Genomic DNA, 12,767 nt, shown 5'->3' on the forward strand with positions numbered 1-12,767 from the left:
TCAAGGTAAAGCAACTATATATAAGTTGAACAATTTTATGCTTATGCTTTAAGCAATGTTCCAAAGTTGCAACATAGAATTCCATGCTGCTCACTTGGTTTATTGCGCAAGATCGCTCACAATAGTTGCTCTATTCCTCAAGTGAGAATTTCATGACTGATGCATTGACGTTAAGGGACGTATCGAAAACCTATCGAAATGGCTTCCAAGCGCTTAAGGGCATTAATTTGAGCGTACCTGAGGGTGAGTTTTACGCCCTACTTGGGCCAAATGGTGCAGGTAAATCTACAACCATTAGCATCATCAGTTCTCTCACCAAAAAAACTTCAGGCACAGTAGAAATTTTTGGTCATGATCTAGATACACAGCCATCGCAAGCCAAGCAGTGTTTGGGTGTTGTTCCGCAGGAATTTAACTTTGGTCAGTTTGAAAAAACCTTTGATATTTTAGTTACTCAAGCAGGTTACTACGGTATTCCAAAAAAGATCGCAGAACAACGTGCAGAAGAATATTTAGAAAAACTTGGGCTTTGGGATAAACGCGCCACTCAAGCCCGCATGTTATCGGGTGGGATGAAACGCCGCTTGATGATTGCACGTGCCATGATGCATGAACCGAAATTACTGATTTTAGATGAACCAACTGCAGGTGTTGACATCGAATTACGTCGTTCTATGTGGGATTTTCTCACGGAGATGAATGATAAAGGCACCTCTATCATTCTGACCACACACTATTTAGAAGAAGCAGAAATGCTGTGTCGTCGCATTGCGATTATTGACCGTGGTGTGATTAAAGAAGACACCTCTATGAAAAACTTCCTCAATCAACTGAATGAAGAATCTTTTATTTTTGATTTGGCTGAACCCATTCAACCGATTGAACTGGACATCATTGGGGTTCGCTTTAATCTAATCGATGCTGTGACTTTAGAAGTCACGATGGATAAAGCCCATAGCCTGAACGATTTGTTCCAACTGTTAGAAGCACAAGGTATTCGGGTGCGCAGTATGCGAAACAAGTCGAACCGTCTAGAAGAGTTATTTGTCAAAATGGTCGAAAAGAATTTAGATGGAGCTGCGCAATGAATTTTACCCAACTGCGTATTGCACTCTACACCTTAGTTCATAAAGAAATTCGTCGTTTTATGCGGATTTGGCCGCAAACCTTATTACCACCTGCCATCACCATGAGTTTGTACTTCGTAATCTTTGGTAATTTGGTTGGCTCACGTATTGGTGAAATGGGCGGCTTTAGCTATATGCAATTTATTGTGCCTGGCTTAATTATGATGGCTGTCATCACCAACAGTTATGCCAACGTATCTTCAAGTTTTTTTAGTGCAAAATTCCAAAAAAGCATTGAAGAGCTGATTATGAGTCCTGTACCTTTACATGCCATTTTATGGGGCTATGTATTGGGTGGCGTCTGCCGTGGTGTATTGGTCGGCATTATTGTGACAGCAATGAGCCTTTTCTTTACAGACCTTTATATTACCAATTGGTTCGTGACTATTTATACTGTTTTAATCACCTCCTTTTTGTTTTCTTTAGGTGGCTTTATTAATGCAGTCTATGCCAAATCTTTTGATGATATTTCCATTATTCCAACGTTTGTTTTAACACCCCTGACGTATTTAGGCGGTGTGTTCTATGCAATTAGCGCTCTCAGTCCATTTTGGCAAAACTTATCTTTAATTAACCCAGTCGTGTATATGGTCAATGCGTTCCGTTACGGCATTCTAGGTCATAGCGATGTAAACGTGACGATTTCACTCACAGTGATTACACTATGCTGTGCCGCGCTGTATGGCATCGCCTATCATTTACTTTCTCGTGGCTCAGGAATGCGTGAATAATGAGTGTTGAACAATCTCTCCTTGGTAAAGACACCAACTACCCAACCGAATATCAACCCGATATTTTATTCCCTATTTCACGTGCGGCTGCACGTGAAAAATATGCTGACGTTGAAGGCATCCAACTCGGTCAGGACTGGTGGCACGTTTTTGAAATTTCTTGGCTAAATGCTGAAGGTGTCCCTCAGGTTGCGATTGGTCGTATTAGCTTACCTGCATCCTCGCCTAACCTGATTGAATCTAAATCGCTAAAGCTTTACTTCAACAGTATGAACTTTACCCGTTTTCAATCTCCTGCCAATTTTATTGAAACGGTAGAGCATGATTTAACTGCAGCAGCAGAAGCACCAGTTACGCTAACGCTATTTCAGGTTGATGATTTAGCCATCAGTCAGCCTGAGGGCATTTGCATAGATCAACTTAGTCCTGAACGCTTGGAGCAACATCCTGATCCAAGCTTATTACAGTTTGATTTAGAACAGGCAGAAGATGTAGAGGTACAACTTTACTCTCATTTATTGCGCAGTAATTGCCCAGTCACTGGACAACCTGACTGGGGTACAGTTTTTATCCGTTATCAAGGCAAAAAACCTTGTTATCGCAGTATTTTGGCTTATATTATTTCATATCGTCAGCATAATGGTTTTCACGAACAATGCGTGGAACAAATGTTTGCAGATATTTGGCAAAAATTTGCACCAGAAAAGTTGATGGTATATGCAACCTATACACGTCGTGGTGGTTTAGACATTAACCCATGTCGTGTATCGGACTTAACATGGATGCCTCGCCCTATTCGTTTAGCGCGACAATAAAAACATTGAGGTTTTACAATGCCATTTTTTGGATTTATTCCATCTGCAGAATTATTAAATACAATTGAAACTGCACAACAGAAAAAAAATTCAAGTGAACCGCTGTACCCGCTTCGTGACAAAACAGCACTCATGATTAATGATGAAATCATTGATGCAATTTTAACGGAGTTGGTACGCCGTTTTCCTGCCAGTGATAAGCGTGACACTGCCGAAAAACTTGCGGGTTATATCAAATCTACCGTTGCGGTATTGCTTAAACAATTATTAAGCAAAGCACCGAATGATGTCGTCAAACAATCGATTGAATTTTCTGAGCGTAGTAGCTTTAAAGATGCGGCAGGCAATGCACGCATCGGAGAAACACTAGATGCGAGTTTGGTGACCAGCCTTAAACACAACTATGCCGAAATTCAAGCAGGCAATGAAGTCAATAAAGCGGCTTTAACTGAACTGTATAAACAGTTCGCAGAAGCGACAGTACGTCACTTTATGAGCGACTTTAATAAAACCTTAGATTTAGGCATGATTAAACGTAAAGCTGCAGATATCGGTGCTGCTGCGGTAATTAAAGCCGTTCATATTGCTGTTGATAAAATCATTCCAAATCTTAACAAAGAAGAGCTGATGGTATTAGCGGAATATCACGACACTTTATTCCATCCTTAATATAGATACGTACATACATCTTAATCATGTAATGAACTGACAAAATGCCTGATTTCGATCAGGCATTTTTATTCGGAGAATAAATACTGTCAAATCTGTCCGTTTTTAGACAATTGCAGCAAGTTTTTGTGATGCGTTTTAACTTTGTTACAAATCCTGCGCGCTTTTTACACATTCTTTGTCTATTTTTGTATAAGTTTTTACAAAGCAAGCGCGCTTGAATGCTATCTTAGCCGCTGACTTCGCTTTAGCGCTTTAAGGTCAATCTAAGACCTCTTCTTCTATATAAGTACAAACTTATTTACTGCATATAAATAAGTTGTGCAAATCATCAATTTGGAATTTTGCCCAATATGTTCAAACTTGATTTTTATAACAAACTAAAACGTGTTTCTTTACTGATCGGTGCATTTTCTATCACCAGTTTCTGTCAGGCCAATGATTTTCAGCAACATCCGTCTTATGCCAGTTTTAAACAAAAAACGATGCAAACTTATGGCTTGAGCGAAGCGCAAGTTGACTGGGCAATGAATGGTTCTAAAAATTTACCCAATATCATCAATATTATGAACCGTCCAGGCGAAAGTAAGCCTTGGTATGCCTATAAAACGAATTTCCTTGCAGAAAGCACTATTCAGCGTGGTGTACGTTTTAAACAGCAGTATGCAGATACACTCAATCGTGCTGAGCAGCAGTTTGGTGTGCCTCAAGCCATCATATTAGGTATATTGGGCGTAGAAACAGGCTTTGGCAGCAATAAAGGTTCATTTATTACTCGTGACGCTTTAGCAACGTTAGGTTTTGGCTACGAACGTCGTGCTGAATACTTTAAAGATGAACTCGCTGCACTCATTGCATGGTCATATAAAGATGGTATTCCAACCTCTTCTGTGGTCGGCTCTTATGCAGGTGCAGTCGGCTACCCTCAATTCATGCCAAGCAACATTCCAAAATTTGGGGTGGATTATGATGGCAACGGTCATATCGACCTTCGTAATTCAGCAGTAGATGCGATTGGCTCAATTGCAAATTACTTGGCACAGCATGGCTGGCAGCGAAATCAACCCATTGCATTTGCAGCACGTTATACAGGTAACAATCCTGACAGCGTGATTGCCAAAGATTTAACCTTACCTACACCTTATGGTGTCTTAAAATCGCAAGGCATCGCACCGCTGAATCCTATTGTACAAATAGATGATCTGGATTTGGTGAATGTCATTCAATTGCAAGAGAATTATGGGCCAATTTACTATATTACTTACCCAAATTTTCAGGTGATTACGACCTATAACCGCAGCCGTATGTATGCAACTGCGTTATGGTTACTCGGTACTGAAATTGCCAGCCGATAAACCCCACACCCAAACCAAACAAGTAAAGTCAAGAAATATTTTTGACAATTTGATCACAAAATCATCTTTTTAAATATATTGTTACAATATTGATTATTTTTTAATCAAACAAAGTTGTTTTTTGGTACTTTTTGTCATTATTTTCGTATAAAGACTAGACACCTTTGGTAAGGGATGAATATTATCCATTTCGTCAAATGTAGTCAAAAAAGTGAAATTACAGACAGGATTACCACTATTTCAATCAGTTAAGAGCGAAATAAGTTAAAAATTCTGTCTTCAGGAGTTCAAACCATGCATAGTTCACTTAAATACTTACTTGCACTTTCTGCAGCTGTTGCCCTAAGTCAGTCGCAAGCTGAAATGGTGCAATCATCATTCAATAATGACAATGAGTCATCTAGCCTTGCTGCACGTGTACTCAATAAAGAAGCTCAAAGTTTTAATTCACATTTCTCAAATTTAAACAGCCTTTCAATCACCGAACGTTCAGGCGACCAAATTCGTCGTCAAACGATTGCAGCGAAAATTGAAATTCCTGCAGAAGAACCTTCAGTGATTGAGAAGTTAAACACTGTGGCTTCAAATACTGTACGTAAATTTAGCCAAACAGGTATGGCGTCTTGGTATGGTCGTCAATTCCACGGTCGTAAAACTGCAAGCGGTGAAACATTCGATATGAATGCAATGACCGCAGCACACCGTAGCCTACCGCTCAACTGTTATATTCGCGTGACCAATAAAAACAACGGCAAAAGCGTTGTTGTAAAAGTAAATGACCGTGGTCCGTTCCATGGCAACCGTGTACTTGATCTTTCTTACGGCGCTGCGAAGCAATTGGGTATTACCAATGCAGGCGTAGGTAAAGTGAGTATTGAGCGTGTTGAAGGTCCTAACTCTTAAAACTTCGCTTTACTCCTGAACATTTGACAAAAAAAGCCACTTTATGTGGCTTTTTTAACATCTAAGCTTTTTGCCCTTAAATCTTAGAGCAAAATATAGATCTACCCCCTTATTCACCACGCTATACATTTGACCGCTGCATCGTTCTACGCTATATTTTATTCAGTCTAAAAATAACAATGAATCGTTTTCTACAGGAGTAGAGCATGAAGACTGTAACAGAGTGGTTTGATGAGTATAGTGAAAGCCATCAAAATAAAACCAATAAACTTATTCATTGGGTATGCGTACCCACAATCTTTTTTTCAATTGTGGGTATTCTGGCGCATTTTAGCGCGCTACTCACCACGTTGCTGTTAGTCCTTAGTTTTATTTTTTATGCGCGACTCGATTTAGTTTTAGCTGTCGCCATGGCGGCACTCATGCTGGTGATGGCATGGTTAATTTATATTTTACCTGTAGGTTCTGGTTTCTATATTGCCTTGTTTGTTCTGGCTTGGATTGGCCAGTTTTATGGACATAAAGTAGAAGGTAAAAAGCCTTCATTCTTTAAAGACGTCCAATTCCTTCTCATTGGCCCAATTTGGTGCATGGATGCATATTTAGGTAAAATCCTACCTTCTTGGCAAACACGGCAAAAAACGAGCGATTTGCGCGTTTAAACGCTATATCCAATTAGAATAATCGGAAGAACCTTTATTGATAGGTTCTTCCTTGGTGTTTTAACCATCCACTCACATGCTTATCGGCTGGGTCATGATGCGTCCAATGAATTACCCCACCCTTGTCTGAATATTCATATTCACCAAAAAACTCAACCTTATCGTCTTTTTGAATATTGGCTATACGAGGCGCCAAATCAATATTGTGTGCCACTAAAAGTGTTTGTTCATTGCTAAGTTTCAAGATAAATTTTTGATGACGTGAACCCTCATTATCATCAGGTAAAATTGCAATTACCCGACCACTAGCACGAACTTGCACATCACGCTGTTTTAGCCGAAATGCTCGCTCAATCTTGGCAACATCATCTGACCCATTTTCATGCTTAAAAGGTGTTTGAGCATCCTTAGATAGAGTAGATTTTGTGCTTTCACTTGAAATGGATGGGTCATGGCGTGTTTCAGTTTGAAACTGCTGTAAATCTATGCCAAAAAATGCTGCAATTAAAATAACAATAATTGCACCAACACCTAAATTCTTTTTATTTGCCATATTGTCATCACACTTTTAGTCTAGTTTGCATTTCGATATTTATACCCGAACACCGCTCATAAAAAAGCCCCAAATAAACTTGGGGCTTTTTTACAAAATATTTTACGACAGTAAAATTATTTCGCAGCAGCTTGAGCAGCAGCAACTTCTTCAGCGAAGCTCATTTCTGCTTTCTTCTCAATACCTTCACCCACTTCAAAACGAACGAATTGAGCAACTGTAGTACCTGTTGCTTTTAATACTTCAGCAACTTTCTTCTCGTTGTCAATTACGTACATTTGACGATCAAGCGCAACTTCGTTCAAGTATTTTTCTACTGAACCAGTTACCATCTTCTCTACGATGTTTGCAGGCTTACCAGATTCGATTGCTTTCGCTTCTGCAATTTCTTTCTCTTTTGCGATAAGATCAGCAGGAACTTGCTCAGCAGTAACAGCAACTGGGTTGAATGCAGCAACGTGCATTGCAATGCCTTTACCAGTCGCAGCATCACCTGTATAAGAAACAACAACACCAATTTTTAGACCGTGCTTGTATACAGCAAGGTTTTCACCTTCAACGATTTGTGCACGACGTACTTGGATGTTTTCACCAATTTTTTGAACAAGGGCAATACGTGTTTCTTCAACAGTTGCGCCATCTTCAAGTTTAAGCTCAGCAATTTTAGCAGCATCAGTTTCGTTTGCAGCCAATGCAGCAGCAGCAACTTTTGCAGAGAAACCAGCAAAGTTTTCGTCTTTAGCAACGAAGTCAGTTTGGCAGTTTACTTCTAAAAGAATTGCTTTGTTGCCTTCTTGAACGATAGTGATTGCACCGTCAGCAGCAATGTTGCCTGCTTTTTTAGCAGCTTTTGCTTGACCAGATTTACGAAGGTTGTCAATCGCTAATTCGATGTCACCGCCTGCTTCTGTCAATGCTTTTTTACATTCCATCATTGCTAGACCAGTACGATCACGCAATTCTTTAACCATGCTTGCTGTAACTGCAGTCATGTTAATCTCCTAAAATCGGTAGAAAATGAATTCTCTTTTTAACAGAAACGGCCCAGAGGGTGTCTCTTGGGCCGTCTGCATACATGACGCTTACTTTGCCACCATCACATGTCGCAAAAATGACAAGCTTGCGTCAAAACGCATTAAGCCTCAGAAGCAGGAGCTTCTTCGCCTTTCGCTTGAGCGTTGGCTTGAGTTTGAGCGTATTCTTTACCAGCAATGATCGCATCAGCCATTGCAGAAGCATAAAGTGTTACTGCACGGATCGCATCGTCGTTACCCGGAATAACGTAGTCTACGTTGTCTGGGTTAGAGTTTGTATCAACGATACCGATTACAGGAATACCTAAGTTTTTCGCTTCTTTAATTGCAATTGCTTCGTGGTCAACGTCAATTACGAATAATGCGTCAGGTAAACCACCCATGTTTTTCACGCCGCCTAAAGCACGCTCAAGTTTTTCCATTTCACGGCTACGCTCTAAAGCTTCACGTTTAGTAAGCTTAGCGAAAGTACCGTCAGTAGATTGAACTTGAAGATCTTTTAAACGGTTGATAGATTGGCGAAGTGTTTTCCAGTTCGTCAACATACCACCTAACCAACGGTGATCTACATATGGTTGACCAGCACGTTGAGCTTGTTCACGGATGATTGCAGAAGCAGCACGTTTAGTACCTACGAACAAAACTTTGTTCTTTTTGCTAGCCAAGTTGTTAGCAAAGTTCAAAGCATCATTTAACGCTGGAACAGTGTGTTCAAGGTTGATGATGTGAATTTTGTTACGCGCACCAAAGATGTATTGACGCATCTTTGGGTTCCAGAAACGTGTTTGGTGACCAAAGTGTGCGCCAGCTTGAAGAAGGTCGCGCATGCTTACGTTGTAATCTGCCATTTTCTTTACCTTAAAGTTTGGGTTAGGCCTCCATATATCCGCATTCTCCACCCCAAAGGGCACCCAGAGTAATGTGACGATATATGTGCGGATTTTGTTGCCCCATCGCACAATGCCCGCGAAATTTATTCACGAAAAAGCATTTGATAAAATGGGCGGCTATTTATACCATAGTCACATATAAATTTCCAAAAGTTTTTAGAGATCATGAACAGTACTTATCAAGCGCCTCGTCGATTAATTAAAACCGCAGATGAAATTGAGAAAATGCGGGTAGCGGGACGACTGGCAGCGGAAGTTTTGGATATGATCAAGCCACATATCAAACCGGGTGTAACCACACTTGAGCTTGATACGATTTGTCACGATTATATTGTCAATGTACAAAATGCCATTCCAGCCTGCCTGGGCTATGGTGCAGCCCCAGGTCGTCCAGCCTTCCAGCATACCATCTGTACTTCGGTAAACCACGTGGTGTGTCACGGTATTCCATCTGAAAACAAGACATTAAAAAAAGGCGATATCCTGAATATTGATGTCACGGTCATTAAAGATGGTTACCACGGCGATACCAACATGATGTACATCGTTGGTGGTGAAACTTCTATTCTTGCCAACCGTCTATGCAAAGTAGCACAGGAAGCTATGTACCGCGGTATGGAAGTTGTAAAACCGGGCGCGACCATTGGTGATATTGGCCATGCCATTCAGAAATATGTCGAATCTGAGCGCTTTAGTGTGGTGCGCGAATATTGCGGTCACGGCATTGGAACAACCTTCCATGATGAACCGCAAGTGCTGCATTATGGCCAGCCAGATACCGGCATGATTTTAGAAGAAGGCATGACCTTTACCATTGAACCAATGGTAAACGCGGGTGTTTGGCAAACCAAATTACTTGGCGATAAATGGACCGTGGTGACCAAAGATCACAAACTTTCAGCGCAATATGAACACACTATTTTAGTGACTAAAGACGGTCTGGAAGTCCTGACTGCACGTCCTGAAGAAGACCTGTCACGTTTCCAGTCTTAAGCTGTCATTGGCGTAAAAACTAAAAAAATTGTCAGAAAGGTCACATTGATGTGGCCTTTTTTATCGCCTAAAACTTCAACTTAAAATAAATAAATCAAATACTTATATCAATATTCAGGTTTCATCCCTAAAAACCGTATTACCATTTCTAGCTACACAAGTCATAAATAAGTCACAGAGCAGCAAAGTTATTTCAAGAATGTTACAAATGTAATAAAACAATCTTCTTCAAAAACAACAGTCTTGCTTTATCTAACTATTAAATAATGGCCCTTATAAAAACGAGCAACAAATTGGACATGGAGTCCCTTATATGAAGAAGACCTTATTATTTGCCAGCACGCTATTGGCCTTACCTGCTGTTTCTTATGCCTCACCGTATTTTAGCCTGCAAGATGGTGATGGTTTTAAACGTTTTTCTGTATCAGTGGGTGCTTTACATGTGATGCCACAAGGTAAAGCGCAGCCATTCAAAGTTAATACTGCTGCCTATGAAGGAATACAGTCTGACGTTGGAGAAATTTCATCGCAGGCAGTCATTGATAACCGCGTAGAAAATTCATCTGGTTTAGCGAATTGGTTAATTGATTTAATTAATGGCATCAATCCAGATAGTACCTTACCTGCGTTCATGAGCGGTACAGCACAAGTTTATGGCCTAGAGAACTGGACGAATCCAGGCACTGGATTAGAGGCTGATGATGTTACCACTTTAGGCATTATGACCAACTATTTTTTTACCGATAATATTTCGTTTGAAATGAAAGCTGGCATTCCACCTAAAGTAGACTTACAAGGTAAGGGAAAAATATATGCTCCATTCAGTGCTATAGCTTCCCCACTTGTGGGCTCCATTGAGTTAGACAATGATATTTTTATTACGGATTTAGAAGCACATGGCCCTGCCGCTTCAGCTCGGGCATGGACGCCTGCTTTTGAATTTCAGTATCACTTTGGCAAGACTGGCGTAAATAAATTCCGTCCTTATGTTGGCGTAGGCTTAATGTATGCTTATTTTAATGAACTGGAAATTAATCCACAGACTGAAAAAGACCTGATTGCTGCAGGACATATGATCGCTAATATTCTGGATAATAAAGCCGGAGCATCACTAGATGGGTCACCGAATGACAAAGCCAATCCTAAAGTCAAAGTTGAAGCAACAGATGCCTTTGCTCCAGTAATCACAGCAGGCTTTACTTATGACTTTAATGAAAAATGGTTTGCGGTTGGTTCGCTGTCCTATGCACATCTGCAAAATGACACCACCATTACCGTGACCGATGCCACACATGGCGAACTTATTCGTTCTAAGGCCGATATTGAAGTGAATCCGATTCTGGCCTATGCCGGTATTGGTATCCGTTTCTAGGCTTTAATTTTCAGTCCATCATCAGGCAGCCTTTCGGGCTGTCTTTTTTGATGCAGCCATAAAAAAATTTTATCTTTTATTTAATTTTTATTCTATCGCCTCCCACGCGGCAATCTACTAACATAAGCAGGTCTTTCCTGGCTGCCGGACTTTTTATGTCAGATACCCGTTTTTCCAAAGCCCTGATTTATATGCTGATGGGAAGTGCCATTATTCTGGCGCTGTCATTGGGGGTACGACATGCCTTTGGCCTGTATCTGGTGCCAATGAGCCATGAATTTGGCTGGGGGCATAATGTCTTTAGTCTGGCTATTGCCATGCAAAACCTCATTTGGGGTGCAGTCCAACCCATTACAGGCGCTTTTGCAGACAAATACGGCAGTAAAATTGTGGTGGCCGTAGGCGGTGCGCTGTATACCATTGGCTTATTACTCATGGCCGTCAGCTCAACAGGCTTGTTGCTAAATTTGAGCGTGGGTTTAATTTTAGGTCTCGCTTTATCTGCCACTTCATTTCCTGTACTACTTTCAGCAGTTGGTCGTGCGGCACCACCTGAAAAGCGAAGCCTTGCGATGGGTATTGCCAGTGCAGCAGGCTCTTTTGGGCAATTCATTATGCTGCCATCGACCTTATTGTTATTACAAAATGTTGGTTGGTCGGGTGCTTTAATTGTCAGTGCTATTTTAATTGCATTGATTGTTCCTTTGGCATGGATGCTCAAAGCACCCATGTATCAAAGCCCAAGCTCTGCGTCGTCCACGCAACCAGCTTTGGGATTTAAGCAAATTCTGATCATCGCTAAAAATCACAAACCATTCTGGTTTTTGGCACTAGGCTTTTTTGTCTGTGGTTTTCAGGTGGTATTTATTGGCATTCACTTACCAGGTTATTTAATTGACCATGGTTTTGATGCCACCACAGGAACCATTTTTCTCGCCTTGGTTGGTTTGTTTAACATTGTTGGGACATACACAGCAGGTTGGTTAGGCGGTCGCTATTCCAAAGCACATTTGTTGATGTGGCTGTACGGGCTACGTGGCATTGCGATTATCGCATTTTTAGCCCTGCCATTGAGCATCTGGACAATTTATGCATTTGGCATCATCATGGGCTTATTGTGGCTATCTACTGTTCCGCTAACCAATGGTATTGTGGCCAATATGTTTGGTATCAAATATCTGACTATGCTTAGCGGCATTGTGTTTTTTACCCACCAAGTCGGTTCTTTTTTTGGGGGATGGCTCGGTGGCTTAAACCACGACCTAACAGGCAACTATAATGCAATTTGGATCGTTTCAATTGCCTTAAGCGCATTTGCGGTCTTGGTGCATTTCTGGGTCAATGAGGAGCACGTTATTCATGACTAATTCTTTATTTAATTTTAAAGTGCTGCTCGCACTAGCGGTTATTGTCCTGCTCGTCTTTTCAATTTTTTTATGGATGCAAACGCCTCAACTGTTTGAGTATTTTAATCAGGCATTCTGTGCGCATTAATCGCTTAAGTCACTCGATTTCATTATCAATGTATTAATACTAAAGGAGCAACTGATATAACTTGTTCCATAGACTACATTGCATTTAAACAGCAAATCTATGCAAAATAAGTTAAATGGTTCAAGATCATACATTTATTTAAAAAATAATGTTTTTCATAAGTTTAGCA

At 40.7% G+C, this 12,767-nt stretch carries 14 protein-coding genes; 11 read left to right on the forward strand and 3 right to left on the reverse strand.

All coding sequences use genetic code 11. The features are described 5' to 3' along the window. Nucleotides 1-152 precede the first annotated feature (152 nt). The 7 genes from HHA41_RS07250 to HHA41_RS07280 all read left to right on the forward strand — a co-directional run bounded on the left by HHA41_RS07250 (nt 153) and on the right by HHA41_RS07280 (nt 6,262). Nucleotides 153-1,088, forward strand: coding sequence for an ABC transporter ATP-binding protein (locus HHA41_RS07250; protein WP_168418075.1), 936 nt, complete (start codon nt 153-155; stop codon nt 1,086-1,088). Next, nucleotides 1,085-1,858 carry an ABC transporter permease gene (locus HHA41_RS07255; protein ID WP_168418074.1) on the forward strand — a complete coding sequence of 258 codons (774 nt, stop codon included), beginning with the start codon at nt 1,085-1,087 and terminating at the stop codon, nt 1,856-1,858. The genes HHA41_RS07250 and HHA41_RS07255 overlap by 4 nt, the downstream gene beginning before the upstream one ends. Then, entirely contained in the window at nt 1,858-2,673 is an 816-nt protein-coding gene (gene queF / locus HHA41_RS07260) for an NADPH-dependent 7-cyano-7-deazaguanine reductase QueF (protein WP_168418073.1), read from the forward strand. The genes HHA41_RS07255 and queF overlap by 1 nt, the downstream gene beginning before the upstream one ends. Before the next feature lie 18 nt (nt 2,674-2,691). Then, nucleotides 2,692-3,342 carry a hypothetical protein gene (locus HHA41_RS07265; RefSeq protein WP_168461179.1) on the forward strand — a complete coding sequence of 217 codons (651 nt, stop codon included), beginning with the start codon at nt 2,692-2,694 and terminating at the stop codon, nt 3,340-3,342. Nucleotides 3,343-3,695: 353 nt separating this feature from the next. After that, complete coding sequence (mltB, locus tag HHA41_RS07270) at nt 3,696-4,697, forward strand: lytic murein transglycosylase B (protein WP_168418071.1); 1,002 nt, start codon at nt 3,696-3,698, stop codon at nt 4,695-4,697. 294 nt (nt 4,698-4,991) lie between these two features. Continuing rightward, nucleotides 4,992-5,600, forward strand: coding sequence for a septal ring lytic transglycosylase RlpA family protein (locus tag HHA41_RS07275; protein WP_168418070.1), 609 nt, complete (start codon nt 4,992-4,994; stop codon nt 5,598-5,600). 206 nt (nt 5,601-5,806) lie between these two features. After that, nucleotides 5,807-6,262, forward strand: a complete 456-nt coding sequence (locus tag HHA41_RS07280) for an Mpo1-like protein (protein WP_168461181.1) — start codon at nt 5,807-5,809, stop codon at nt 6,260-6,262. 34 nt (nt 6,263-6,296) lie between these two features. On the opposite strand, the gene HHA41_RS07285 is transcribed toward HHA41_RS07280, so the two are convergent. The 3 genes from HHA41_RS07285 to rpsB form a co-directional block, all read right to left on the reverse strand. Further along, the gene (locus HHA41_RS07285) at nt 6,297-6,815 is read right to left on the reverse strand and encodes a DUF3465 domain-containing protein (RefSeq protein ID WP_168461183.1); all 519 of its coding nucleotides are present in this window, start codon (nt 6,813-6,815) and stop codon (nt 6,297-6,299) included. Nucleotides 6,816-6,931: 116 nt separating this feature from the next. Continuing rightward, on the reverse strand, nt 6,932-7,807 hold the full coding sequence (tsf, locus tag HHA41_RS07290; RefSeq protein WP_168461185.1) for a translation elongation factor Ts: 876 nt from the start codon (nt 7,805-7,807) through the stop codon (nt 6,932-6,934). 143 nt (nt 7,808-7,950) lie between these two features. After that, nucleotides 7,951-8,697 carry a 30S ribosomal protein S2 gene (gene rpsB / locus HHA41_RS07295; protein ID WP_168418066.1) on the reverse strand — a complete coding sequence of 249 codons (747 nt, stop codon included), beginning with the start codon at nt 8,695-8,697 and terminating at the stop codon, nt 7,951-7,953. Between the two features lie 207 nt (nt 8,698-8,904). Here rpsB and map point away from each other — a divergent pair, with 207 nt between their 5' ends. The 4 genes from map (at nt 8,905) to HHA41_RS13190 (ending at nt 12,598) form a co-directional block, all read left to right on the forward strand. Beyond that, on the forward strand, nt 8,905-9,732 hold the full coding sequence (gene map, locus HHA41_RS07300; protein WP_075166964.1) for a type I methionyl aminopeptidase: 828 nt from the start codon (nt 8,905-8,907) through the stop codon (nt 9,730-9,732). Nucleotides 9,733-10,045: 313 nt separating this feature from the next. Beyond that, a complete protein-coding gene (locus tag HHA41_RS07305) occupies nt 10,046-11,104 on the forward strand; it encodes an OmpW family outer membrane protein (protein ID WP_104473685.1) in 1,059 nt (352 codons plus the stop codon). A 155-nt stretch (nt 11,105-11,259) separates the two neighbouring features. After that, a complete protein-coding gene (locus HHA41_RS07310; protein ID WP_168461186.1) occupies nt 11,260-12,471 on the forward strand; it encodes an MFS transporter in 1,212 nt (403 codons plus the stop codon). Beyond that, nucleotides 12,464-12,598 (forward strand): hypothetical protein, encoded by a 135-nt coding sequence (locus HHA41_RS13190; RefSeq protein WP_266096372.1) that lies wholly within the window; start codon nt 12,464-12,466, stop codon nt 12,596-12,598. Before HHA41_RS07310 ends, HHA41_RS13190 begins: the two co-directional genes overlap by 8 nt. Nucleotides 12,599-12,767: the final 169 nt, after the last annotated feature.

Origin of the sequence: Acinetobacter sp. A1 (assembly GCF_012371315.1) — a bacterium.
Taxonomy (GTDB): domain Bacteria; phylum Pseudomonadota; class Gammaproteobacteria; order Pseudomonadales; family Moraxellaceae; genus Acinetobacter.